The sequence below is a fragment of the Roseibium algae genome, assembly GCF_037783265.1.
In the GTDB taxonomy this organism is placed as follows: Bacteria; Pseudomonadota; Alphaproteobacteria; order Rhizobiales; family Stappiaceae; genus Roseibium; species Roseibium algae.
In genome coordinates this window covers 12,442-38,636 of record NZ_JBAKIA010000024.1, presented here as the reverse complement: position 1 = coordinate 38,636, position 26,195 = coordinate 12,442, and the positions used below count along the sequence as shown (strand labels likewise).

General features: G+C 57.5%; 19 protein-coding genes, 1 pseudogene and 1 riboswitch. Of the genes and pseudogenes, 18 read left to right on the top strand and 2 right to left on the bottom strand.

Translation table 11 applies throughout. The features are described from left to right. The 9 genes from V6575_RS21705 to V6575_RS21665 all read left to right on the top strand — a co-directional run. Window positions 1–285 (top strand): hypothetical protein (locus V6575_RS21705; protein ID WP_340277383.1); only part of this gene is annotated, 285 nt, incomplete at its 5' end. Window positions 286–761: 476 nt separating this feature from the next. Next, window positions 762–881, top strand: a riboswitch (guanidine-I (ykkC/yxkD leader). Between the two features lie 105 nt (window positions 882–986). Beyond that, a complete protein-coding gene (locus V6575_RS21700; protein ID WP_340277416.1) occupies window positions 987–2,057 on the top strand; it encodes a putative urea ABC transporter substrate-binding protein in 1,071 nt (356 codons plus the stop codon). Window positions 2,058–2,121: 64 nt separating this feature from the next. After that, entirely contained in the window at window positions 2,122–3,177 is a 1,056-nt protein-coding gene (locus V6575_RS21695; RefSeq protein WP_340277415.1) for an isopenicillin N synthase family dioxygenase, read from the top strand. Then, window positions 3,170–3,898 (top strand): hypothetical protein, encoded by a 729-nt coding sequence (locus V6575_RS21690; RefSeq protein WP_340277414.1) that lies wholly within the window; start codon window positions 3,170–3,172, stop codon window positions 3,896–3,898. Before V6575_RS21695 ends, V6575_RS21690 begins: the two co-directional genes overlap by 8 nt. Then, window positions 3,898–4,719 carry an ABC transporter permease gene (locus V6575_RS21685; protein WP_340277413.1) on the top strand — a complete coding sequence of 274 codons (822 nt, stop codon included), beginning with the start codon at window positions 3,898–3,900 and terminating at the stop codon, window positions 4,717–4,719. Before V6575_RS21690 ends, V6575_RS21685 begins: the two co-directional genes overlap by 1 nt. Beyond that, entirely contained in the window at window positions 4,716–5,525 is an 810-nt protein-coding gene (locus V6575_RS21680) for an ABC transporter ATP-binding protein (RefSeq protein ID WP_340277411.1), read from the top strand. Before V6575_RS21685 ends, V6575_RS21680 begins: the two co-directional genes overlap by 4 nt. Window positions 5,526–5,548: 23 nt before the next feature. Further along, window positions 5,549–6,787 carry an agmatinase family protein gene (locus V6575_RS21675; RefSeq protein WP_340277410.1) on the top strand — a complete coding sequence of 413 codons (1,239 nt, stop codon included), beginning with the start codon at window positions 5,549–5,551 and terminating at the stop codon, window positions 6,785–6,787. Window positions 6,788–6,792: 5 nt separating this feature from the next. After that, window positions 6,793–7,293, top strand: coding sequence for a hypothetical protein (locus V6575_RS21670; RefSeq protein ID WP_340277409.1), 501 nt, complete (start codon window positions 6,793–6,795; stop codon window positions 7,291–7,293). Continuing rightward, window positions 7,290–7,496 carry a hypothetical protein gene (locus V6575_RS21665; protein ID WP_340277408.1) on the top strand — a complete coding sequence of 69 codons (207 nt, stop codon included), beginning with the start codon at window positions 7,290–7,292 and terminating at the stop codon, window positions 7,494–7,496. The genes V6575_RS21670 and V6575_RS21665 overlap by 4 nt, the downstream gene beginning before the upstream one ends. Before the next feature lie 273 nt (window positions 7,497–7,769). Here V6575_RS21665 and V6575_RS21660 read toward each other — a convergent pair. Further along, window positions 7,770–8,479 (bottom strand): annotated as a pseudogene (locus V6575_RS21660) (IS6 family transposase). Window positions 8,480–8,781: 302 nt separating this feature from the next. Here V6575_RS21660 and V6575_RS21655 point away from each other — a divergent pair. Then, window positions 8,782–10,008: an alginate lyase family protein gene (locus tag V6575_RS21655; protein ID WP_340277407.1), complete on the top strand. Its 1,227-nt coding sequence runs from the start codon at window positions 8,782–8,784 to the stop codon at window positions 10,006–10,008. A 64-nt stretch (window positions 10,009–10,072) separates the two neighbouring features. Here V6575_RS21655 and V6575_RS21650 read toward each other — a convergent pair whose 3' ends face one another. Further along, a complete protein-coding gene (locus V6575_RS21650; protein ID WP_340277406.1) occupies window positions 10,073–10,774 on the bottom strand; it encodes an IS6 family transposase in 702 nt (233 codons plus the stop codon). A gap of 772 nt (window positions 10,775–11,546) precedes the next feature. Here V6575_RS21650 and V6575_RS21645 point away from each other — a divergent pair. From V6575_RS21645 to V6575_RS21610, 8 genes are read left to right on the top strand one after another with little or no spacing between them, the layout of a single operon-like run. After that, window positions 11,547–12,863 (top strand): nucleotide sugar dehydrogenase, encoded by a 1,317-nt coding sequence (locus tag V6575_RS21645; protein WP_340277405.1) that lies wholly within the window; start codon window positions 11,547–11,549, stop codon window positions 12,861–12,863. Between the two features lie 6 nt (window positions 12,864–12,869). Further along, window positions 12,870–14,402, top strand: coding sequence for a glycosyltransferase (locus V6575_RS21640; RefSeq protein ID WP_340277404.1), 1,533 nt, complete (start codon window positions 12,870–12,872; stop codon window positions 14,400–14,402). Continuing rightward, the gene (locus V6575_RS21635) at window positions 14,399–15,448 is read left to right on the top strand and encodes a PilZ domain-containing protein (protein ID WP_340277402.1); all 1,050 of its coding nucleotides are present in this window, start codon (window positions 14,399–14,401) and stop codon (window positions 15,446–15,448) included. The genes V6575_RS21640 and V6575_RS21635 overlap by 4 nt, the downstream gene beginning before the upstream one ends. Before the next feature lie 52 nt (window positions 15,449–15,500). Beyond that, window positions 15,501–17,003 (top strand): mannose-1-phosphate guanylyltransferase, encoded by a 1,503-nt coding sequence (locus V6575_RS21630; RefSeq protein WP_340277401.1) that lies wholly within the window; start codon window positions 15,501–15,503, stop codon window positions 17,001–17,003. 19 nt (window positions 17,004–17,022) lie between these two features. Next, window positions 17,023–18,000: an efflux RND transporter periplasmic adaptor subunit gene (locus V6575_RS21625; RefSeq protein ID WP_340277400.1), complete on the top strand. Its 978-nt coding sequence runs from the start codon at window positions 17,023–17,025 to the stop codon at window positions 17,998–18,000. A 29-nt stretch (window positions 18,001–18,029) separates the two neighbouring features. Continuing rightward, entirely contained in the window at window positions 18,030–21,761 is a 3,732-nt protein-coding gene (locus tag V6575_RS21620) for a right-handed parallel beta-helix repeat-containing protein (protein ID WP_340277399.1), read from the top strand. Between the two features lie 3 nt (window positions 21,762–21,764). Beyond that, the gene (locus V6575_RS21615) at window positions 21,765–24,752 is read left to right on the top strand and encodes a tetratricopeptide repeat protein (RefSeq protein ID WP_340277398.1); all 2,988 of its coding nucleotides are present in this window, start codon (window positions 21,765–21,767) and stop codon (window positions 24,750–24,752) included. Continuing rightward, window positions 24,749–26,182 (top strand): alginate O-acetyltransferase AlgX-related protein, encoded by a 1,434-nt coding sequence (locus V6575_RS21610; RefSeq protein ID WP_340277397.1) that lies wholly within the window; start codon window positions 24,749–24,751, stop codon window positions 26,180–26,182. The genes V6575_RS21615 and V6575_RS21610 overlap by 4 nt, the downstream gene beginning before the upstream one ends. The last annotated feature ends 13 nt before the right edge of the window (window positions 26,183–26,195 follow it).

Genomic DNA, 26,195 nt, shown 5'->3' with positions numbered 1-26,195 from the left:
CTACACCCGCATTCCACGTGCGGAGGATTTCTGGTGAACTGGAAAGCTGAAATCCAGCTCCGTGATTTGGACCCGGATCAGATGATCGAGTTCATCTGCCGGTCATGCAGCCACGTTCATCACCGCAAGGCTTCTGAATTACAGGCCCGGGCAGACCTTATGTTCCATTGGATGATCGAGATCGAGCGCGATGAAACCTGTCGCAAGCGCGGATGTCGCGGCCAGTGCCGGATGGCTCTCTACCATGAATGCGAGGCGTCCGGGTTTGTCGGTGGGTTGGCTTAGGTTCCATCCATCCGCCTATATCGAACCCGGCTCGCCATGGGAGAATGGCTATGGCGGAGGCGCTCTCAACCGGAATTGGTGCATTGGGCCGCAGATGAATTCGACTGGCCGCATAAGTGATGCCATGCCGTTTCGGGCGGTTCCTTATGACAGACCAAAGGAAATTGGATGGACAGCCAATCTCTGTGGCCGAAACGCGATCAAGCCCAAGTCCGACCCAAGTCTCCCCGAAACGGTCTGCCGATGTGACTGCCCTTCAACCTAACAGGGCATCAAATGGATACTCGATCCTGATTGGTCAAAAACGCAGCATTGAATTTACTTGCGACGCTTAAAATTTGTACAAATCGAATCTCAATCACACCAAAATTGAAAAAATAGAAATTTAATTGCGTCTATTACACTGTTTTATTGAGAGAATTTCCGTTTTAGGTTCAATTTACTCCAACTGGCATGAGTATTGCTTTTTAAACCTCGTGCAGCGCACCTAGGGATCCGGTCATTTTGATGATGCAGGACCGAGAGGTGCAAGCCGACGGCTACGGGCAATTGCCCTCATACGCTCGGTGACACGGCGGGACAAAAGCCCGGGAGACCACTGCACGAGGTTTGCGCGCGCGAACCTGCTCCCGGACGTGCGCAAAACCTCATGACTTATGCTCTCGGGATCTCCCGGGGCTCAAGACAGGAGACGTGCACAGATGCTGAAATCAATTGCCAAAGCTTCCCTCCTCACCGCAGCGCTTCTATTGCCGCTGTCATTTTCCGCAGCTCATGCAGAGCAAAAGAAGGACTTCAAAGTCTGCTGGTCTATCTATGCCGGCTGGATGCCTTGGGGCTATCTCCAAGACAGCGGTATTATGAAAAAATGGGCCGACAAATATGACATTTCGGTCGAGGTTGTGCAGCTAAACGACTACATCGAGTCCATCAATCAATACACTGCAGGCGCATATGACGGTTGCGCCATGACCAACATGGACGCGCTTTCCATCCCCTCCGCCAGCGGCGTTGATACAACAGCCTTGATTGCCGGAGATTACTCCAACGGAAATGACGGACTGATCCTGAAAAGCGGAAAGACTCTTGCCGAAATCAAAGGGCAAAACGTCAACCTCGTTGAATTGTCAGTGTCCCATTATTTCCTGGCGCGAGCCCTTGAAACGGTTGGCCTGTCTGAAAAAGATGTAACCGTTGTCAACACGTCCGATGCGGATATGGTTGCGATCTACGGTACAGATGACATCACTGCGGTCGCGACCTGGAACCCCATGCTGTCGGAAATTCTAGCATCCCAGCCCGGCAATCTGGTCTTCGATTCATCGCAGATACCAGGCGAAATCATCGACATCATGATGGTCAATACAGAAACGCTGGCCGACAATCCTGCGTTCGGCAAGGCCTTGGTCGGCGCTTGGTTCGAAACGCTGGCACTGATGAAATCCGGCACACCGGAAGGTGAAGCTGCTCTTGAATCCATGGCTGCGGCATCCGGAACCGATCTTGAAGGATATAAGTCTCAACTTGCTGCAACCGCCTTGTTTTACTCGCCGGAAGAGCTTGTCGCCTTCACATCCAGCGATCAGTTGGCGACGACGACAAAATTCATTGCTGAGTTCTTGTTTGAGCATGGAATTCTTGGCGATGGCGCACCAAGCGCAGATTTTGTCGGTGTCGCTCTGCCAGATGGCTCCGTCGTCGGCGATGAGAATAATGTTAAGTTGCGCTTTAACAACGCCTTCGTCGAAATGGCAGCGAAGGGCACGCTCTAGCTCTGTGGAAGAAGCTCCGCCCGATTTGGGCGGAGCTGTCGATTAGCACTGACCATGGAGTTACATGATGTCTTCCACCCGGACAGCCTTTACCGAACTGCCTGTGATCGATGTCTCCGGACTATATTCGGATCAAAGTACAGACCGCCGAGCGGTTGCCGAAGCGCTCGGCAGGGCCGCGCGTGAAGTGGGTTTTTTCTATGTTACCGGCCACAAGGTCGAGATGGATCTGCGCAAAGACCTGTTGGAGCAGACCAAGCGGTTCTTCGAACAGCCTGTTGAGCGCAAGATGGACGTCTATATTGGTAAATCGATCAATCACCGTGGCTATGTGCCAGAAGGTGAGGAGGTCATGGTCGGCGGTAAGCATGACCGAAAGGAAGCGCTGGACATAGGCCTGGAACTTGCCTCCAACGATCCTCTGGTGACAGCTGGAACGCCGATGGTCGGTCCAAATCAATGGCCAGATCTTCCTGGATTTCGGACAGATGTAACAGCCTATTACGAAGCTGTATTCGATCTTGGTCGCCGTCTCCTGCATGGCTTTGCTTTGGCGCTAGGGAAAGATGAGACCTTTTTCGATGACTTTGTCACCAAGCCACCCAGCCAACTGCGGTTGCTGCATTATCCCTATGACGCAGACGCGGAGGATGCGCAGGGTATTGGTGCGCATACAGACTATGAGTGCTTCACCCTGTTGTTGCCAACGGCACCCGGTCTGCAGGTGATGAATGGCGATGGCGAGTGGATAGACGTCCCGCTGCTTGCGGACGCTTATGTGGTCAACATTGGCGACATGATGGAAATCTGGACCAACGGTGCCTTTATCGCCACATCTCATAGGGTTCGGAAGGTGAAAGAGGAACGGTATTCGTTCCCGCTGTTCTTCGCTTGTGATTATCACACCACCGTAGCCCCAATACCGGATCTCATCGGTGATGGCCAAACCGCGAACTACGACCCTGTTCGGGCAGGTGATCACCTTTTCTCCCAGACTGTGCAGAGCTTTGCCTATCTGCGAGACCGACTTGCACGCGGGGAGGTCACTCTTCCCGAAGATGCCAAAGCTTTGTCTTCATTCGGCCAATACGCCCGCCATCTGGAAGCGCAAGATGAATGAGCCTTTGAAATCGGTTCCAAGTGCCTATCGCGGCTTATGGGAGCGCACGCTGCTAGAGCGCTATTCCAAGGGAACGCTGACGAGTGATCGGCCAGTGCGCGTTTTCTGGATGCAGACGGCACTTTGGCATGCAGACTTGCGCATTCCGCTCGACCGCCCGGATTTCAGCGGCATCCAGAATATTGAAGACTGTAGTAGAGACCAACTCGTCTTCATTGCCGGGCAAGAAGCATTCTTCGGAATAACGAAAGTCGACGGGGTCGTCTGTACATGGTTGCGTCTCATGGACCTCAACCCCGGCACGGCCCTTGATATCGGGCGGATGACATTCACCAATCCGGACCTGCTTTTGGAGCGAGGCATCGCAGAAGACTATCTCGAACACTGGAGCCGGTGCCCACAATCCACGCCCGACGCGGAGCAAAACCTCCAGAAGGATGTTTCCGGTCGGCTTTTCCTGACCTCGGGAAATTGGAGCATTCGTGTCAATCCGCGGCTCCCGGCCAATACCGATATCGATCCTTATGAAGCACTTGACCAACTGAGCCACGCAGATTTGCTTTGGCGAGCGTCGCTTGAAGTTACCCTTTGTGAAAAACGAAAGGAAAGCTGGATGGCGCTCATCTCCACTCATCCCTGGATCGAAGGGCAAGTCCTTCAAGAGGCTTCAGGAATAGCCCGGACGAATGGCACTGATACCCTGAACGGGATGGCTATGTGATGAAGTGGATCAATCACAAACCCAGCCGACCCATCGCCATCTTTCTAGGTCTGCTGCCCTTTGTGGCACTGATCCTGATCTATTCGATCGCAAGCCAAATACGACTGACAGAAAACCCGGCGGATAAACTGCTGCCTGCATTCGAAACCATGTGGTCTACCATGTCCCGAATGGCGTTTGAACCAGACAAGCGCAATGGTAATTACCTGTTGTGGAGCGATACTGCCGCCAGCCTATGGCGTCTCGGCTATGGCCTCATCATTTCCACCTTCCTAGCATTGATGGTCGGTGTTGCGATGGGTGTTCTGCCCTATGCAAGAGCATTCTTTGCACCTTTCACCTCAGCATTCTCGCTGATTCCTCCGATCACCGTCCTACCAATCCTGTTCATCACCCTTGGTCTCGGTGAGGCTGCCAAGGTTGGATTGATCGTCGTTGGCATAGCCCCGATCATGATCCGGGCGCTCGCTCAGTCCGCAATCGACATTCCCCGCGAACTGGTTATGAAAGCAGAGACGCTGGGTGCCTCCACATGGCAAATCACCGTGCGCGTGATCCTTCCAAACATTTTGCCCGCCCTGATAACTGCGCTGAGAATTGGCCTGTGTCCGGCGTGGATTTTCTTGGTCTCGGCCGAAGCGATTGCCTCCACCGAAGGGCTCGGCTACCGCATTTTCCTTGTACGGCGTTACATGGCGATGGATATCATCTTGCCCTATGTCGCATGGATAACCTTGCTGGCGTTTCTCAACGACCGTGCGCTTTTGCTTTTTTCGAAACGGGCTTTCTCCTGGCACCACCTGGAAGGAGATAGCATTTGACTGATCTCCCAAAACTGTCCGTAAAAAACGTTTTCAAGAGTTACGACGGCATTCCAATTCTGGAGAACGTCTCACTCGATGTTGCGGCAGGCTCCTTCTGTACCATTGTCGGGGCATCAGGCTGCGGCAAGTCGACCTTCTTGAGGATGTTGCTATCACAGGAACAACCCAGTCGGGGTCAACTGTTGTTGGACGGGATGCCGTTGCCAACCGAGCCGACGCCGGATCGCGGGATCGTGTTTCAACGCTATTCAGTTTTCCCGCATTTGACTGTTGCCGAAAACCTGATCCTGTCAACCGAGTTCGAACAGGCCCCTATTGCCGGGCGATTGTTTGGCTCCGCACGTCAAAAAGCGCGGCAGAACATTGGGGATTTGCTGGGACGGATAGGCCTCACTCAAGCTGCAGATCGCTACCCGTCACAACTGTCTGGCGGGATGCAGCAACGGCTCGCAATTGCCCAGGCGCTGGTCAAGAAGCCGAAAGTGCTGCTTCTCGACGAGCCGTTCGGAGCGCTTGATCCGGGGATCCGGGCTGACATGCACGAACTGCTGATAGGGCTTTGGAACGAGATGAACATGACCATTTTCATGGTCACCCATGACATTCACGAGGCCTTCAAACTGGGAACACGGCTACTCGTTTTCGACAAAATCCGACATGATCCTCACGCACCCGAAGCCTATGGCGCAACAGTCACTTACGATCTTCCGCTGAAGTCAAATAATGGCCCAATCACTCAGGAAGCGCATGACTTCCCTTTCGTAATTGAGCCGTCCAACTCCACCACATATCTAAAACACTGATACAATTTTCTGAGGAGCGCTCCATGAGTATCTTCGACCCGAATGGTCCCTCGACCAGGCACCGCGCCGCTGGCTGCATTTCCAAACCAGACCAGAGCCGACAGCACCATCCAGATTTTGATAAGTTACAGCTTCGCGGATGGAAATCAGCTGAAAAGGAAGCTCTTTTGCCTTCAAAGGCCTGGGAAAAGGAAAAGCAATGGGCCTTGCGCATGGGGCTGACGGGTGCAGACTCCATCAATGATAAATCCATCCCGACATTCGCGCGCGGAGAACTGCCCCATTATGCAGGCATTAACACCTTCCTGAAAGCTCCCTATATCGAAGACGTTACAGCGGTGGGTGCCTATGATGCTGCCGTCATGGGCATTCCGTTTGATGGCGGGACAACCTACCGACCGGGAACGCGCTTCGGCCCACAGGGCGTGCGCAAAATCTCAGCCCTTTACACGCCCTATAACTATGAGATGGGCGTTGACTTGCGCGAGCAAATGACACTTTGCGATGTTGGCGACGTATTCACGATCCCAGCCAACATCGAAAAGACATTCGATCAAATCACTCGGGCAGTCAGCCATGTGGTGTCCTCAGGTGCCCTACCGATCATGATTGGCGGAGATCACTCAATTGGCTTCCCTTGTGTGCGCGGCATTGCCCAATGCACATCAAAACGCATCGGCATCGTTCATTTTGACCGCCACATAGACATCCAGGAAAAGGATCTGGATGAGCGCATGCACACGACGCCCTGGTTCCATGCCACCGATCTGGCCAATGTACCTGCCGTCAACCTGGTGCAGGTCGGCATTGGCGGCTGGCAGGTGCCACGCGAGGGCGTCGAGATCGCACGCCAACGCAACACCAACATTTTCACCATGCGGGATGTGGAAGAGTTGGGCCTTGCCGAAACCGCAGCCCGGGCTTTAGAACTGGCCTGGAAAGATGCCGACGCAGTCTATATTTCATTTGACATCGACAGCGTCGATTGCGGCTTTGTGCCTGGTACCGGCTGGCCTGAGCCCGGCGGATTTTTGCCCCGTGAAGCACTCGAGCTGGTGTCTCTGGTGGCCAAGGAAGGCATTTGCGGACTTGAGGTCGTCGAGGTCTCGCCCCCCTATGACTGTTCCGACATCACCGCCCTTCTGGCGACCCGGGTGATTGTCGATGTGCTCGGCACACTCGTGTCACACGGTAAGATGGGATCTCATAAGGGGATCATTGACAAGCCAGTCACCATCCCAGCTGGCCCGGATGTGGTGTAACTGCAATGAGACACGTCAAAAACCCACATAACAATGAACACCGGCATGATCACGGGCACCAACATGCTCATGATCACAGCCATGGCAAAAATCACTTGCACGGGCACAATCACCCGGGACCAGACCACCTGCATTCCCATGTTCATGGCACATCTCCGAAAGAGCGAACAGACGAACTGCAGACGCTGGCAGCGAGTTTCATCGACGGCTTTCGAGCAGCCGAAGACAAGACCAGTTATCTAAGGCTGGCTAGCATTCCATTTCAACTCGAAGGTGAGGACGGCCTGACCCAACATCTGGTCGACGCCAAGATCGTCAGCCATTGGCAGATAGGCACCGCCTCGCCAGCCTTCGCATCCCGCGAATTGGCCTATATGCCGTTTCCTGGATCGATGGTCCAGAGCCGGGAAACCATGACATTCACTTACGTCTCGCTGACAAACCGGGACGATATCGACCTTTTGACCCTTCTGAACAAACGCCTTGAAACGGAGACACCACAATGAAAACTCCCACATCCGCCTTGATCGGTGCTGCTGGCACACTGGCTCTATCTTCCCCAGCCTTTGCCCATGTGGGACAGCATTCGGCTCTGCAGCTCAGTGACGTCATCAGTCATTTCGCACAGTCTCCGTTTCACTTGGCTCCTTTCGCGATTGCATTGGTTATCGCCGCCTCCGTCCTGTGGCGGGTGACACGCAAACGCTAGATTCTGGGCGTTTGATCATCCCCCAATGAATTGGTCCGAACTGTGAGCGATAGTTGAAGTGCGACTTCTGTGGGTTTCAGGGTAGGGGGCTGTCTCTCAAGTCTCCAGCATTTTCTGCTTGAAGACTTCCGCTGGCGTTTTCCATGCGAGGCACTTTCGCGGCGTGTCGCTGAGTCTGTCACAAATGTCTTTGAGGTCCGCCTGGCTGACATGTTTCAGGGGTGTTGCCAAGTTGTTTGTCATTGGATGCAAGGCGGCGCGGTCCCTGCTTTTTCAAACGGTCATTTCTGCAGTGTAGTCGGACCACAGGCAGAAGGCATCTGCGCTGGCGTGTCGCCAGGAGCGGGCTGAGAGTTTGTATCGGCGGGGACGAAAGATGGCGTTTATCTGATCGTGGGCTGACAGGAAACGCTGTGCTTGGCTGGGCGATTTGAACCGCCCCATGATCTTCTCTCGCTTCCTGGTCTGGCGGTGTGCGTTTTCAATTCTGTTATTCAGGCCCTTGTGGGCTCGATGATCAGCATCGGGGCCAGAGTTTGTATCGGCTTTATGTAGCTGCGCAGCTTGTCCGTCACGACGACACGCGGTTCACCGAATTGATTGACCAGTCTGGAGAAAAACCGCTTGGCAGCCTTGGTGTTGCGGCGAGCTTGAACCAGAATGTCGAGTACCTCACCATCGGCGTCAATGGCCCGCCAGAGCCAGAATTTCTTTCCACTGATCGTAATGACGGCCTCATCCATATGCCACTTATCGTTCGGCTTGGGCCGGTCTCTGCGAATGCAGTCGGCAAAATGTCGGCCAAAGCGGTTGATCCAGAGACGAACCGTTTCCATGCTCACGATAACACCGCGTTCAGCAAGAAGGTCTTCCACACCGGCCGTGCTCAGAGCAAACCGATGATAGGCCCAGATTGCGTAGGCGGCAACTCCACGCGGAAAACGAAACCCTTTCAGACGGGGGAAAGTGCTCGGCAATCTCATGTCGTCTCGATAACCGAAACGCCGGGGTCAAACAACTTGGCAATACCGTGCCGCGAAAACAGGCCGGACAAAAGACCGCTCGCAACATGATCGCAATAACGGAAGAAAACTCTTGCAAAACTGGGGCTGTCCACAAATGGCAATCCTTTCAAACCAGTTCAAGATTGGATCGTTACCTGCGCTCTATATTTTTCTGAGATTCATCCAGAAAACGGCTGATACTTAAAATTTGAGATTTTCCCTCAATCTGGTCTTTCATATTCCTCGCTAGCTTCCGCATTGTCAAAGCGCGGAGCGAGCGAATGAAATCCGTTTTAGAGCGATTACTAATTGTTAATGTGTTGATGCCAATTTTCTTGAGCACACACGTCTTTGCAGAAGACAGCGCCACTGTTTCACTGAAAGGTTCTGGAAAGCCCATCCAGCTCGCGACATTGCTTCAGAGCGACCAGCACAACGCTGGCCTTGGCCGTTTTGAAAGCTCACGCCTAAGGGATCAGAACCCAGCATCGCGTTTAGGTAATCGCATCAATGCGCAACACGCCTTGTTCCCAGCCACATTTGCCACCCCGGAAACCTTGCGAGCCCCTGCCGCTGTCGGTACGAGGCTCGCCTCGCTTTTCGGTGGCAATGCGCTTGAGCTTCAGAAAAGCCCTTTTCCGAAAAACCGCGTGTCGTTGCCGGGATGTCTGACAGCGGCCGCACCGCCTGCCGAGCTAGCAACCTATTCGAAATATGACCAGGGCGACAGTTCGCGCTCGACCATCGACCCTGCGGCACACAAAAAGCGCAAGGCGCAGGTTCAGCCGATCCGAAATTCGGTCCGGTTGCTCACCAATATCGCTTATGCCAAGTCCGACGAGGCCGCAGTCGTAGAGGCGCGGGCGGAATGTGTCTTGAAAAGCCTGGACAACTGGGCTCAGGCAAATGCCCTGACTGACATGCAAACCGCCGATGCTGTCCTGAGCCGGGACCGTTGGGTCGCCGAGACTGTGCTCGCGTTGCATGAAGCCTCGAAGAAAGTCAAACTGAGTTCAGAGCGCCGCGCGAAATATGATGCCTGGCTGCGCAAGATCGCCGACAGCACGATCGAGGCTTATGCCATGCGCCTAGGTCCCAAGTCCCGCACCAACAATCATAGATATTGGGCCGGCCTTTCGGTGATTGCGATTGGGGGTGTCCTCGAAGATCAGGACCTGAAGGCCTGGGGCCGCAGGAGTTTCGAGATCGGGTCCTGTCAGGTGGACGCCAACGGCCTGCTGCCCGGCGAGTTGCGCCGCGGTTCGAAGGCCCTAGAATACCACCTTTATGCCCTGCGCCCACTGGCGGCAATCGCGAGGCTGCACCAGGTCAACGGCTCCCCTGACAGTCTGAAGTGTTTCAATGGATTCCGGCGTCTTCAGCAAGCCATGGAAAAGGCGATGAAAGATCCCGCTGACTTTGAAAGATACTCGGGCATGCGGCAGAAAGTGAAATTCAGCGAAACCAGTTTTTCAGCTGCCCTGCGACTTCAGCAGCTCGGCATCTGAAACAGCCTGACCGGCATCGTAAACTTGACGTGCCAATGCCAAGGAAGAGTGATATTTTCTGGGATCAGGCAGTTTGAAGGCGAGCGACGTCACGCCAAGTATTCAAGACTGCTACTCTCAGTTCTCGATGGTGAGCAGATGGAATATCGTGGCGGGGAATATGAAAAAGGTTGCTGATCGGTTCGTGGATGGAAACGAAACGCTGAAGTTGTCGCGCTGATTTGAAACGCTTAATGATCCTCTCCCGTCTTCTGGCGGGCTGATGGGAGTTCTCCGCCCGATTCTTCAGTCCTTTGTGTGAACGATGCTCGACGCTTGGCATGATCTCTCGTTTCGCCGCCCCATGGGAACGCAGCTTGTCGGTGATCATAATAAGAGGCGACCGGCCTTGGGCTTTCAGGCGCTTTGCCGCCTTGCTATTCCGGCGGCTTTGCACCGACACGTTGAGAACAAAGCCGTCCTGATCAACGGCGCGCCAAAGCCAGTGTTTCTTTCCACCGATGGTGATGACAACCTCATCAGGATGCCATTTATCAACGAGCTTGCAGGCAGATCGCTTCCGGATATCATTGGCAAAGTGCCGGCCGAATTTCTCAGCCAAGAGGCGTACGGTTTGATGAGAGACGATGACGCCACGCACTGCCAGCAGATCCTCGACCATCCGCAGGCTGAGCGGAAACCTGAAGTAAAGCCAAACGGCATGGGAAATCACCTCCGCTGGAAAACGGTGGCGACGATAAAGAGGATCACGGGTAAATCTGGTCATGTTGCCAGATCCCACATTTTGATCGATGTCCGGTTAGCGTTACGATGCCGCCTGACATCCTGTCGTTTTAGAAGAACCCCGGCGTGCCGAGCTGCCTGGGTTTGCCTGTTTCAAGGTGTCTGATGCGCAGATATAGGGGACTGCCTTGCTCCGCTCGGCCCCCTGAGTTTGCATAGACCGGTTCCCGTCTCGCCGATTTCCGTCTGGTCAGGCAGAAATTTTGCGGAGCCAAGGGCATCTGAAATTCGATTTAATGCGGTTTTGCCAGGGCGAGTGAGCTGCTGTTTGGCAGTCTGAAGGCGGCTTTGAAAATTTTTGTGACACGAAATTTCCGTAGAGTTAATAAAAAATGACGCAAAGTTATTCAGTTCTCCGGTGAAACAACAGGTTGTTCAAATTTTCATTAAATTGCAGGGAAACGACGACTTCTGGCCATTTGGGATGACGGCAAATTAAGCAGGTGAAATTACTTCGCAACAGCGCACGTGTTGGCTGCGTGATTGTTGTGCGGTCAACTGACTATTTTTTTTGCTTTCCGTAACAATGGCAAGAAAATTTCGACTTGACGCAAATTCTTATTGTCCCTTTAACTTCTCATTAATTGCTTTTGCGATGCACAAAGTGCAGTGCACATAGATTAAGTGAAGCAACAGGAGCAATCCAGCACAGCTGTTCTTCGGCTGTGAACGGGAAACTGCGCTTAAAACAGTAGTTTATAGAAGGGTCCTGAAGCGGTGGCCACCAGTCCGACTTGAAATATGGAGTTTCGGAAATGAACGAGAAGAAGTTGAAGGTAAGCATTTTCGGTGCTGGCTATGTGGGCTGCGTATCTGCCGGCTGTCTTGTGAAGGACGGTTTTGAAGTGGTCGCGGTCGATCCGGACAGCTACAAGATCGATGCAATTTTTGCGGGTAACTCTCCGATCTATGAGCCAGGCCTGTCTGCTCTGATCAAGTCAGGCGTTGACAACGGCATGCTGTCAGCGACCTGTGACTTCAAGAAGGCTGTCCTTGAAACCGACGTCTCGTTCTGCTGCACGGGCACTCCGAGCCAGGAAGACGGGTCGCTGAACACCGGCTATGTGAAGCTTGTCTCTGAGCAGATCGGCGAAGCGATCCGCGAGAAGGAAGGCCGGCACATCGTCGTGATGCGTTCGACAATTCTTCCGGGGACCGTGGAAGCCGAAGTCATTCCTGCGCTTGAAAAAAGCTCCGGCAAGAAAGTCGGCAAGGATATCGGGCTCGCCTACTATCCGGAATTCCTGCGCGAAGGCACGGCAATCTCCGACTACTACGAGCCGGGTGCCATTGTCTTCGGGCAGTATGAGGACGATGAGTCTTCAGTTGACGCGCTCAAGACCTTGTGCGGGCAAATCCCGGTCAAGCCTCACGTCATTCCGATCCGCAGCGCTGAGATCGTCAAATACACCAACAACTGCTGGCACGCCGTCAAGATCTCCTTCTCCAACGAGATCGGCAACCTGTGCAAGTCCGTGGGCATCGACAGCCATGTCGTCATGGATGTCCTTTGTGCGGATACGCGGCTGAACATCTCCCGGGCTTACATGAAGCCGGGTTTCGCCTATGGCGGTTCATGCCTGCCGAAGGATCTCCGTGCACTGCGCCACTTCGGCAAGGTCCACAACATCTCGACGCCGGTGCTGGATGCCGCGGTCGAAGCCAATGAATACCAGCTGGAACGAGCCTTCCGCTTGGTCAATCGCGGCGGCGCCCGGAAGGTCGGCATGTTCGGCCTGACCTTCAAGCCCGATACGGATGACCTAAGGGAAAGCCCGCTGATCCTGCTCGCAGAGCGCCTGATGAGCAAGGGCTACAAGCTGTCGATCTACGATCCGAACGTGTCCGCAATCGACGATGGCGGCCGTAATTTCATCCCGCACCTGGCGGACTTCATCAAGAGCTCCGCGGATGAGATCACGTCCGAAGTGGACACGATCATAATCGGCATCAAGAACGACCAGATTCGCGAGGCCCTCAAGAATACCCGGGGCGGTGCGAGCATTGTCGATCTCGTCCGGTTGCCGATCGAGGCATCGGCAAGTGTCCACTACGAAGGTCTTGTCTGGTAAATTGATATGATCGCCATTCTGACCCACGCCATCTTTGTCCTGGCAATCGCACTGTGCGCAGCGCTTTTGCCGGACATCGCCTTTGACGAAAAATCACGGAATGTTATTCTCCTGGTCGGCGTGATAGGCATGTGGCGCTGGTCTTGGGGACTGTTTCATCTGGTCAGAAGCCTCTGGTTCCGGCTCGTTAGTTTCCCGCGCACGCGCAAGCTTGCGGAACGGACGGCCGAAACCGAAGGCTACGGGCATGCCTTTTTCCTGATCACCAGTTTCCGCATCGACGCGCCAACGACCACAAAGGTGTACCGGGGCGCGTTCATTGCCGCCGCCGCCGCGCCGGCGGGCGCGACGGTGGTGTGTTCGATCGTGGAACTTGGCGACGAGCGCCTCATCCGGCGTCTTGCCGAGGTCATGTACGAAAAAGGTCTCCCGTTCACGCTCGAAATCGTACGAATTCCCGGCACCGGAAAACGGGACGCGCTTGCGCACGGCTTCCGAGCCATAGCCGCGTATAACCCGGCCCGGGACGACACGGTCTCGGTCATCGACGGCGACAGCATCATCCCGCCCGACTTGGTCCGCAAATGCGCGTGCCTATTCCAGATTGATCCCCAGCTCGGGGCACTGACCACGGATGAGGTCTGCACCGTCGAAGGGGTGGAGATCTTCAAGCAGTGGTACTCCATGCGTTTCGCGCAGCGGCAGATCCTGATGTCCTCGCACGGCCTCGCCAAGAGGGTGCTGACGCTGACGGGCCGTATGTCGATGTTCCGCGCCGAGGTGGCTTGCAGCCCCGAATTCATCGACCACGTCCAGAACGACTACATCCACCATTGGCGTCTTGGCCGCATCAAGATGCTGACGGGCGACGACAAGTCGAGCTGGTTCTGGCTGCTGAAGAACGGCTACAAGATGTATTACGTGCCGGATGTGCAGGTGGAGACCATCGAGCAGCCGCCCCATCCGAGTTTCCTGAAATCCGCCTACGTCCTGATGACGCGCTGGTTCGGAAACATGCTGCGCACCAACTCGCGTGCCCTGCAGCTCGGCCCTTTCCGGATCGGTTCCTTTACCTGGTGGTCGGTCCTGGACCAGCGCATATCCATGTGGACCAGTCTCTCCGGCGTGACGCTGGCCCTCCTGGGCACAGCCTTCATCACGCCCTGGACGCTGGTCTTCTATGCGCTCTGGGTGGTGGTTTCGCGCTACCTGCTGGCGCTCACCTTCCTGACCGTCAGGCCGTCGATCAACCTAGTCTATATTCCGCTGCTCTACTTCAACCAGATCTTCGGTTCGCTGGTGAAGGTGATTATCTTCTTCCGCCTCGACCGGCAGAAGTGGACCCGTCAGAAGACCGCGCTGAAGAAAACTGACAGCGCCTTTGAGGCCCGGTTCAAGGTGTGGTCGTCGCACCTGGTCAACACCGTCGCGATGCTGGTGTTCATCTCGGTGCTGGTGCTCTTGTCCAACATGCACACTTACGCGCCGTCGGAGCCGCCGCCGCGCCTGCCACGCGTTTCGGAAAGGACTTTTTCATGAGTGCCGTGGCGAAATCCAAACGGCCGGACCGGCAGTTTCCGCGATACAAAATTCCGATGCGGGCCCGCATCGACGATCAGGAAGTCACCGTCTGCGACTGGTCTAGCGCCGGTCTTGGCCTGACGGACCTGGCAACACCGCTTGAGGTGAATGCAACGCCGATGGTCACCGTTCTTCTGGAGACCAACGGATCGGTGCTGCAGCTGCCGCTGAAGGCCCGCGTGGTCTGGACCGACCCCGAGGAGCGGCGGGCCGGATTGCAGCTCCTCGAGGACGCTGACAAGACCGCGCCCCTGTCCGACTTTGCAGACCTCTACCTGGCCGGCCGGGTGGCGCAGCAGGATTCCAAAATTTACGTGTTGGGAAAAGACATGTCCGAAACAGAAAGCATCAAGTCGCCGGTCGTCGCCGCGGCACCATCCTCCGAAGCTGGTGAACTTGCCGGCCGGCTCTTCGGCCTTGCCATCTTCGCGATTGTCGGTGTCGTCGCGTTCCTGTTCCTGTTCGACGTTGTCTACAAGCGCCTGTTCACCTTCGAGGCGATCTCGGCGAGCGTGTCCTCGGATGTTGTCACCGTGTACCAGCCGAGGGATGGCGTGGTCGAGATCCAGGACCTGCCCAGCGAAGTGAGCCCGGGTCAGAAGCTGGCAACCGTCACCCTCGACACGGCTGATCACGACGGCAACAGGGTGATCGACATCATCGCGCCTTGCGACTGTTACGTCCTGGCACAGTCCAGGCCGCTGGCCTCCTATTTCGGCCGGGCTGGAACCCAGATCTTCAACCTGGTTCCCAAGGATTCACGCCCGCATGTGTCGTTGCGAATTCCGTTTCGAAAGCTGGAAGCGATTTCCAAAAATCCTAATATTTCATTGACTTATCTTGATGGAAGTCAGGTCGAAGGCGTTCGGATCCTGACCGTTCCGAAAGTGAGCGAATACACGGCCACGCAGCTCGAAGTGGTTGTCGAAGCCGGAAAAGAACTTGATCCGACAACCATCGGGCAACCCGTCTACGCCGTGTTTGACATGGCTCCGTGGCGGTAAGGGCGTTGATTTCAGGGGCTACTGAACTCGATTTTTGAATGGAGACTGGACCATGGATGAGATTGCGAATTCGAGACATATCATTCCCGCCATCATGATCGGTGGGACGGGCAATCGTCTGTGGCCGCTTTCCCGAAGCAACATGCCGAAACAGTTTCTGTGTCTCACTAACGAAAAGAGCCTCTTTCAGAACACGTTGGCGCGTGTGGAACATCCGATCTTTGCAAATCCGTGGTTCCTGACCGCGCAGTCCTTTGTCGAACTGGTCAACGCCCAATCGGAAGAAGCCGGCAATGCCTATGACGGGATCGTCCTGGAGCCTATGCAGCGCGGCACTGCAGCGGCGCTCGCCGCCGTGGCGCTCAAACTTGCCAAATCCGACCCGGACGCCCTGGTCCTCGCTATGCCCGCCGATCATGTGGTCGGCAATCCGGAGAACTTCGTGTCGGCGGTCGAACGCTCCATTCCGCTTGCCGAAGACGGCAAGATCGTCACTTTCGGCATTGTTCCGACCGAGCCGGAGACCGGCTTCGGCTATATTCGCCCGTCCGAACCCTACATGCTCAACGGCGTTGAAATCGGTGCCCTGGTCGAGCAGCCGGGCGGCTTCCTGGAAAAACCGGACCGGGAACGTGCAGAACAGTTTGTCTCCGCCGGCTATCTCTGGAACGCCGGCATCTTCCTGTTCAAGGTGTCCGTCTTGGCGGCGGAGCTGAAACGCCATGCGCCGGAAACCTTCCAGGCCGCAAACGCCGCGATTGATCGCGGCGAAGACCGGACATTCAGCAACCACGTTGTTCACATTCCGTCCGCTGAAGACTTTGCCAAATGCCCCCATGACGTGCCGATCGACATTGCGGTCATGGAAAAAAGCGATTGCGTTGCCGTGGTTCCGTGCAACGACATCGAGTGGGCCGATATCGGGTCTTTGTCAGCGCTTTGGGAGATCAGCCACAAGGACATGGATGAAAGACGGAACGTCACGGTTGGCGACGCTCTTCTGAACGAAACTCGCAATTGCTTCGTGCATGCCCAGGCCGGCCGCAAGGTTGTGCTGGGCCATGTCGACGACATGGTCGTGATCGACAGCGAGGACGCGGTGGTCATCCTGCCACGCCACCAGTCGCAACGGGTCAAGGACATCGTTAAAACGCTGAAGGCCAGCAACGCCAAACAGGTGAAATTCACCCGCAGCAGCACTCGCAGCTGGGGGACCGTCAGCATCGACCGGACCTTCGACAGCAGCCAGGTCTGCGCTGTCACGCTAAAGAAGCAGGTTCCGATCACCTACCGGGTGGCGGGCGCGGAGCGCGAAGTCTGGATGATCCACGGCCACGGGGCTGCGGAATACAGCGAGGATGGCGCGTTCAAGCGGTTCCAGCCCGGCGTGCCGGTGTCCTTCCGCGAAGGCCAGATCGTGACGCTGCGCAACATCACTGGCAATGCCGAATTCACCTATGTGCGCAACGAGCCGGACTTCGACCACGCGATCGAAGACTGGTTTCCGCAAGTCGCCAAAATCGAACTGGACGTGGCAACGTCCAGGTTCGCCTGAACGGAAAGGGTCTTTCTGAATGGACTTTGGTTCGCAGACAGCCATTGATATCGACGGTGTGCGTCTGCCCTTGTTCGACGTCGCCGCCGGCGCGCTTGTCGTGCCGCTTGAGCCCGGCCTGATCGGCTATCAGGGCCGCGCCGATATCGAGGTGCACAGGCCGGATGCCGTCTGGAAGGGCAGTGCCCAGATCCGCGCTGAGCGTTCGGACGACCGCATGCGGCTTGTGTTCACCGGACCGAGGGCCGAGCTCAACCGCATCGCCAGCGTTCTGAAGTGGGGGATCGGGGCGGCAAGCTCCTATGCCGACGGTTTCAACGACGAGCCAGCCGAGTCTGGCGGGTTCGGGCGTTTCCGGGTCGTTCAACTCGGCAAGATCGCGGCGCTCGGTCTCGTTGCCATCGCCATGATCGTGCTGATCTCGTTCCTTCTGATCCAGAAAAGCGCAACCATCACCGCGCCGCTCGCCTATATCGCTTTTCCGGGCGCGACCCTGGAAGCGCATACGACGGGTGAGGTGACCTATCTGAAGAGCGAAGGCAGCTTGGAGACAGGTGAGATGTTCGCCGCGCTTCAGACCCCAAGGGGCTTTGCCAAGTTTCTCGAGGCGACGTCGGAAGGCGTCGTGTCCAGCGTCGCGGTTCAGGATGGCGATTTCGTTCGCAAGGGCCAGCCGCTGGCGCGGGTGTCCAGGGAAGACGCCAGGCCCTATCTCGCGGTCTTTGTCAGACCGGAAGACATTGTCGCCGCGCTGCAGGCGCCGCTGGTGACCGTCACCTTCGTCGCGTCCGGAACGTCGCTGACGATCCCGGGCTCATACGGAAAATACGCCAACAGCAGCCGGCTTATGTCTGATGAGACCGGAACCATCCTGGCGGAAATTGAAATCCAGCTCCCGGATGACATGGAGGTGCCTGAAAGCGAGGCGCTTACCGTCGAGTTCACCGAGCCCTTCTGGGAAAACCGCAGCCTGTGGCCGTACCGGTTCGGAAGCTGAGCAAGAGTGTTTTGAGGAACAACTGTCCCATGGCTATGTCGATTGCATATCGGGCTCTTCTGGTTAGCTGGACCTTTGCGGCAGGTGCCCTTACGCTGCCCGATAGCCTGCCGGTCGGTCCCGCGGGCATGGCGGTTGCGCAGGAGCTGACGGAATTCGAACTTCTGCCCGGCCGTCGTCAGCTGGCTCCTACCGAGAAGGAAGTCACAATCGACAGCCTGACCTTCGGTGCCGAGGTGGCGATCGAGCGCTGGAAGGCCTTGCAGGCGGATCCCGTGCTGCGCACCTTCGACGGCTATTTCGAGATTTTCAGGGAAGTTGCCCGGATTGAAAGCCTTGAGCGGGCGTCGCTGCTTGCCGGCGTCGGGCTGGAAGGCGAATTGTCGGTGGCCGCGGTGACGATCCATGCGGACCTTCTGGCCAACCATCTGACGGCCGATGCGGCCGGCAAGGCGGCGCTCGCCGCTCTGGTAGCTTCTGAAGGGGCACTCTTTGCCGATGACAAGATCGAGCGTCTGAAGGTCAGCTATGCGCTGATCCTCGATTACCTGGAGGATGTCGAGGCCGCGGAGCTTGTCATTGCCCTGGCCGAACGCTTCTCGCGGGACGGTCTGGACGATCTAGCTGTCGAAACCTTCTCCGACTTTGTGCCCTATTATTTCAGCCTGATCGAGGATCCGGACCAACGGCAGGCTCTGGTCACGCTTGCGTCGGAAAAGGCGAAACTCCTGAAAGACCCGGATGTCTTGCGGGCCCTGGGCGAGATGGTGACCAACGCACCGCGGGCCGAAAAGGTCGCTCTGGCACAGCTTGCCTTCGACCGGCTCGACCCGGCTTACTTGACCGGCTTTCTCGACAAGGTGCCGCAAACGCGCCGGATCACCGTCGAAGCGTGGATCCACGGAACCGAAAACCTCAAGGGTGCGAAGCTGTCCGCCGACGCGAGGGACCTGGCCGAAAGGGCCACCGCGTCCGCTGACCTCGTGGCCTTTGAACTGGTCTTTGCGGCGCAGCCAGACGCCGACGCGCGCAATACCTTGCTGAAACAGTCGCTCGAAGCCGATATTTCTGCTGGGTATCCACTGCTGGCCTACCAGAAGCTGACCAACCTGCCTTTCGAACCGCAGGACGCGTTACCGCTCTATCTGGCACTGATCGAGCAATTCGCCGATCACGGCTACGCCGCCTATGTCGCCGTGCTCGCGGAAGACATCGCTGCCGCTGTCGCCGGCGGCAAGGCGGTTCTGGAAGATGACCGGAAACGCGCGCTTTTTGCGGCACTTGAAACGGTAACGGACGGCGCACTTGTCGATCGTGTCGTGACCGCGCTTCCCGGCACGCAGCAATTGGGTGCGCGCGCGAAGCTGCGCGCCGCGATCCGGGGTGCCTTTGCCGGGCCGGTCGACCAGCCGCTCGCAGCAAGTCCGCTCGCGCTTCCGGCCGATGCCGATGCCGCGCTTGCGGCCGCGGTGGCCCTGATCAATGGCGATATGCCGACAGGTGAGGCCGGTGAGGCGCCGCCGGAAGATTTCGAACTCCTGAAACAGGTGGCCGATCAGCTTTGGTCCTACAAGGGCCGGCGTGCCCTGCTTGCAGGTTTTGTCGCCGGCGAAACCGACCCGGTGCTGCGGCAGGTGGTGGCCCTGGGCGTAACGGCAAACCCGGCATTCGATGCAACCGATGCGGAAGGTGAAAAAGTCGCGACCGCCGTCGGCGCGCTGCGGCCGTCCCTGAAACCGTCCAACATTAAGGACCTTTTGGGCGCTTCCATCGGAGCCGTTGACGAAGAGGCGGTGCCAAGCGGGCAGAGCCTTGTGCGTTATGCGCGGTATCTGGCCTCTAAGGGGGACCGTCTGAACTCTTCGGTCGCCCGAACCGACAGCGAGACGCGCGGCCTCAGCGAGGCCTGGGCGGTTTTCAATGGCGCGACAAGCGCCACCGATGGGCTGAAGGCAATCGTCGATTACCGGACTCGAGTCGAGGCGTTCCGCCGGCTCGCCATCGCCCGGGCCGATGTGCTTGACCGCAAGGGGTGGCTCAACAGCGCAATACGGGACGGCGCGCCTGGACCTGTCATGCCCGGGTTCGGAGCCTATGGCATTGCCGGTGACGGACGCCTGACCATGAAGACTAGTGCCGAGGGCAGCTTTCCGGAAACCCGTGTGCCGTTCATGCCGAACCTTCTGGTCGGACCGGAAACAGTGACGTCGCACCTGCCTGTTGTGCGGAAGCGGTCGCTGGACGGTGCGCTGGCAAGCGTTGCCAGGCGCGGCGAAACGCGGGCGACGCGCCTGGTGCGGTTCTCGTCCGAACACTATGACGGACTGATCAATCTTGGCGCGCGCGAATATGTGTTCCTGAACGCGGGCACGTCCACGCCGCGCATCATTTTCATCACGCAGGGCACCGTTACCGCCAGCGAACTGGTGTCGCAGATCCAGGCGAACGACCCGGATGCGATCAGCTACGACAACGGCATCGTGACGTTGAACGTTCCCCTTGCCGTCAATGAAGGCGCCACCCTTGTCCTGAGCGGTCTGGACATCAAGGAATTCCGGTTCAACACCAACAAGGGCGCCTTTCTCGTCAACAGCGGCGATCTTTACATCGACGGTGTCACGGTCTCGTCCTTTGACGAGAAAACCAGACAGCCGAGTTATGTCGAAGACGGCGGTAAAACGCCGAAATTCCGGCCGTTCCTGTTGAGCTGGGGCAACAGCCACACCTATGCGACGTCGTCCCGCTTTGTCGCGCTGGGGTACGCAGGCGGGCGTACTTACGGGCTGTCGCTGTCGGCGGGGCCGGCCGACGAGAAATCCAAGCGCCTGCACACCGAACCGCCGACCGGAACCTTCATCAACAACTCCTTGGACAACCTCTATTACGGCTTCTACACCTACGAGGCCGAGGACGTGGTTGTTGTGGGCAATGAACTGGTCAACGGTGTGATCTACGGGCTGGATCCGCACGACTGGTCCTACAATCTGATGATGGCCTACAACACGGCCTACGGTACGCAGAAGAAACACGGCATCATCATCTCGCGCGAGGTAGACGACAGCTACATCGTCGGCAATCTCTCCTTCGAGAACAAGGGCTCGGGCATCATGCTCGACCGCTTGAGCTACGGCACGATTGTGTTCGCCAACGATGCCAGCCACAACAAGGGCGACGGCTTTGCCGCGATGGAAAGCCCGTGCGTCCTGGTGGACAGCAACTATTTCGGCGAAAACCGCCGGGCCGGCATAAAGGTCCGCAATTCCTGGGACGTGCATGTCGCCGATAACATCGTCGCCGGCAACCGGGCCGCCGGCATCGAAGCCTATATCGACAATCTGCGGTCCGCGGACGCCAGTGAATTCCGGAATTTCGAGAAGGATCCGGTCCTGCCGGTGGCGACCATGTCCTCCCTGGGCAACGAAATCCGGGGCAACACGGTCGGCGTCTCCATCCGCGGCGCCACGGAAACGCTGTATTACCGGAACCGGTTCATCGACCAGGCGCCAAAACTTGCCAGCGGCGATGTCAAGCCGCTCGCGCTCGACCTGGTGTCGCGCAGCGTGAAGGACGGCGTGCGCGTGCGGTCCGCCTGCGTGCCCAGGATCACCATCGAAAAGAGTTGCTCGCTTTACGACAAGGGCATCATTTTCTCGCAGGTCGCCCAGCCCCGCTATCTCGGGGCCGAGGCTGCGGACAATTACTGCGTGGACGTCGAAGGCTCGCCGCAGGCCCTGTGGTTCAGCGGAGAAGGGGTTGAGTAAATCATGATCACCGCACGCACCCTCTCACTGACCCTCCTGACCACGGCATTGATGCTGCCGCTCTCGTCGACACACGTCTTTGCCTCGCAAATGTCGGCCCGGATCGAGCGGCAGACGGCGGATGCCTTCGATCGCCAGCAGGAGCAGCTCACCCGGTTCGAACTGGAAACGGAGCCCGGGGAGCGCCTGGCCTATGCGCGTTTTCTCGTGGACGGCCTGATCACCTCGTCAAGCAACCCGATCCGCGTTCCGGCACCGGGCAGCGCGGCCGATATCTACCGGGATCTGCTTGGCGTCGACGATCAGAGAACCAGGATCAAAGCGGCACAAGAGCTGCGCAGCCTGCTGCTGCGGTTCGGCGACGACACCAATTTCGAGGAAATCGCCCAGCTTGAACAGCTGCTGCAGTCGGAGACGCGGCCGGCGGCGCCCGAGACGGCGCCAGTTGCGCTGAGCGAAGCCGAAACGGAGCAGAAACTGCGCCGCGAGATGGCGGACGGTTCGCTGGACGCGGCGTTGGATCTTCTGGTTCTGCTGCGCCGCCAGGGCTCCGAAGAGGCGGAGGTGTTGCGCGGGCAGATGCTGTATCTCGCCAATATCCGGCTCATCGACAGCGACAGCTCCGTGATCAAGCTGACACGCCGTTATGCCGAGACGCTCGATGCGGAAGACCATCCCGAGACGCTGGCAGCCTTGCTTGAACTGGCCGCCGGAAGCGGTTCGGACGCGGTGATGTCGATCGTCAATGCGCACCGCGAGCAGCTCGCCGCGGGCGATGTCGCAAACGTCCGTGACATCATCTGGAAACTGGTGGCGTCCGGGTCCGATCGCGCCATGGAAGTGATCGCGCTGGATCTTGTCGACAATCCCGTATTCGGGTTCGACCGGGAGGACGCCCTCTGGGCCGTTTCCAGCCTGGAAGAACTGCAGAATTTCCGGACGAACTACCTGATCGCCAAGCTCTATTACCAGGGCATTCACGTGAAAAGGGATCTGCCGCGGGCTATCTCGGCCATGGAACGGATGCTGGCGCAGGTGTCCGAAGCCGGCGAGGACCGCTTGGCGATTGCCGACAGGTTCTCCCGCATGAACCTGTCCGAGGCGCTGATCGCAAAATATGCCTTGCCGCTTTATCTGGATTTGCGCGCCAGGGGCGATGCCCGCGTGATCACCCGGATTGCCAGGATTGTCACCCGCGCCGACCGCGCCGGCTACTATGCCTCGCCGGACGACTTTCCGCTGCCAGTGGACGTTCTGATCTCCGAACTTGAGACGGCCTATCAGGACGGCAGCCTGACGGCCGGTTCGCTTCTGGCGGAGATCTTCCGCGACGGCCGGCTGGTGCCGCAGCAGACCGTTAAGGCGAGACAGGTTTACGAGGAGCTGCTGCTCCAGGCGGCCGGAGACACGGCCAAGACCCTGCTGTTTCAGGAACAGATCGCAAAAATCATGCGGGAAGAACTAGGAGTCTTCCGCAATTACAGCGAATACCACCGCATGGTTCGTGGGCTGGTCGACGGCGGCAGCGTCTGGGCGAAACGCGAATACGGTAAATTGCTGCTGAAAGGCGCTCCTCGACTCGAGCAGGACTCGGAGCAAGGGTTTGCCTTGCTGATCGATGCACTGGAGGAGGGCTATCTCTCTGCCGGGTCCAATGCGGCGGCCTACGCGCTGGAAACCGACGACAAGGCAAAACTCGTCAAGCTGGCAGCGGCCTATGACCGCTTTGATCCCCGCACGCTGACACCGGAAGACACCGTTTTTCTGGCGCGGATCAACTACACGCTCGGCGATTTCAAAAAGGCCCTCGGACTTCTTGAGGCGCCCGAGATGGCGAGCGTTGCACAGGCCCGGTTCTTGCTGGCCAAGGCTGCGCAGGCGACCGGCCAGTTGTCCAAAGAAGATGCTTCGGCTGAAATGCGCGACATCGTCCTGAGCTTTGCCGGCGACGACAGAGTGCTCCTGACCTTCATCGACGATCTGACCCGGCAGGACGGTCTGGCGTTCGACTTTGTCGAGCCTGTGCTGGCGCGCCTGGCCCAAATCGCTGACACGCATCAGGTCGACGCCATCGAACAGGCGTTCCAGCTGCGTCAGAAATGGCCACAGACCCAATCGTTGAGTTTCAAGAAAGTGGTCGACTGGTGCCGCGTCTTTGCCGAACGGGGCCGCGGCGGCCCGCTGTCGCGTGTTGCCCGCAACGTGGATGTCCAGGCGGTCGGCGAAGACAACTACCGTTATCTGATCGACACAGTCGAGGCGGTGCTATCCTTCATGCCGACCAACGGCAACCTGCGCATGTTTGTCGCCCGGCAATATGTCCGCGGCAAATACCGGGAAAAGGACGCAGGGAAAGCGAAACAGCTGATACGGGAAGCTGCGGAACTCGGCAACGAATCTGGCCTGTTCGAGATCGCCAACACGTTCTATTACGGCCAGGGCGTCGAACCGGACCGCAAGCGTGCCATGGCGATCTACCGCGACCTGGCCTTTATCGGCTCGAACCGCAGCGCCCTGTCACTGGCCAGGCTTTATTCCAAGGGGCCGAACAGTCGCGTGTATGAAGCCCGCGCCTTTGCGCATTTCGCCCGGGCTGCCACCAGCGGTTCCGTCACCGCAATGACTGAGCTGGGCCGCAGCTACATTGCCGGTGCCGGCTCTACGCAGGACGTTGAAAAAGGCCTGGGCTGGCTGGAGCGGGCTGCCGCGCGCGGCAGCACCGATGCCATGGTGCAGCTCTATTATTTCTACTTTGTGCAGAACCCCTCCAACAACAATCCGCAAGCGGAACAGTGGCTCAACGCGCTCGTCGAAGCGGATGTGCCGGACATGATCATTCGCAAGGCCGTGTCGCTGCGCAACCACTCCAAGGACGAGCACCGGGAAGAAATCGACCGGCTGCTCGACAGGGCCGAAGAGCTGGGAAGCCAGTTCGCCCGCCGCTTGCGCAACATTTACCTGCAGGAAGATCGAGCTGAGGACGCGACATGATCAGACAGACATTCACGCTGCGCCGCATTTCCCTTTTGGCGGTAAGCCTGATGCTTAGACCTGTCGTGGCCCTGGAGCAGGGGGGCGCGACGGGGGCGCATGCGCAGGAGGCACAGCAGATCCTGTATCGCTGCGACAATCTTCAGGAAAAGTCTCCGCGGTCGACCATCGGCGTTAAACTGTATCAGGGCTATGATGGCTGGTTCTTCCGTAAGAGCGATCTTGAGAACCTCTTTGAGGTTTCCGACGAGAGTCTGGCTGCATTCAAACGCGTCAACGAGGCGCTGGCAGCGCGCGGTATTCACCTGGTGCTGATGCCAATGATCCCGAGGGGGATCGTCGGTCGGGACAAGATCCCGAATGACGGCCTTCTGTCCGACATGATCTACGATCCCGATTTCTCGGCGCGCCAATTCAGTGCTTTCATCGACGCACTGAGGCAGGCGGGCATCGATGTTGTCGATATCAACCAGATCCTGGAAAGCGCACCGGATTTCGACCATAGCAGCTATTCCTTCGCCGCAGACGTGCATTGGACGCCTGACGGAGCCCGGCTTGTTGCCGAGGCTGTTGCGCGCAAGATCAGGCAGATCATTCCCGAAAAACCGAATCCGACCAAGTTCGAGACCAGTTTGTCGGGGGAAGAGGTTCTCATCAGGGGCAATCTGACCAAGGCCCTGAACGAGGTCTGCCAGGATAAGGTTCCGCCAGATAAACTGGCAACCTTCAAGACCGTGCAGGCGCTCACTTCCCTTGATGCGCTGTTTGCAGACGTGGCGGAAGGCGGCGACGGGAGGGACCTGCTCCACATTGTGGGTACGTCCTACACCGACGAAGCGCTCTACTACAATTTCGCCGGTTTTCTGAGGGAATTTCTCAAAGCGGATGTCAGCAGTTTCTCAGTCGCTGGCGGCGGTCTGACCGATGCCATCTATGGATGGACCCAAAAGAGCGGCGGGCTGGCGAAAAAGCCGAAAGTCCTTCTCTGGGAGTATTCCTCGCTGCGCGAGATCCTGAAGGAAAACACCATTGTCAGCAGCGCGATTGTTCCCGCAATTTTCGGGGCCTGTTCGGGCGACCTAGAGATTGCCGCCGGCGAATTCGCCGCCGGGTCCAATTTCGCCTTCGATCTGCCGAAAACCGGCGAACGCGCATCGAATTACTACCTTCACCTGAATTTTTCGAATGCGGCCCTCACAGGCTTTCACATCACTTATCGTTATGCCGATGGTAATGAACGAATTGCGACCTTCACCAATCCCACGCGCGTCGCGAGATTGAAGGACTTGTACCAGAGATTTCCCGAGGAAAGAGATGACACACCCGTGGGTGTGTCGCTGCAGCTGGAAAACGGTCTTTCGACCTCCGGAAACGTTCAGCTTTGCCGGTTTCCGATTGATGCCTTTTCCCGCCGCCCCGTATCCAACTAGTTTTTGAGGATTG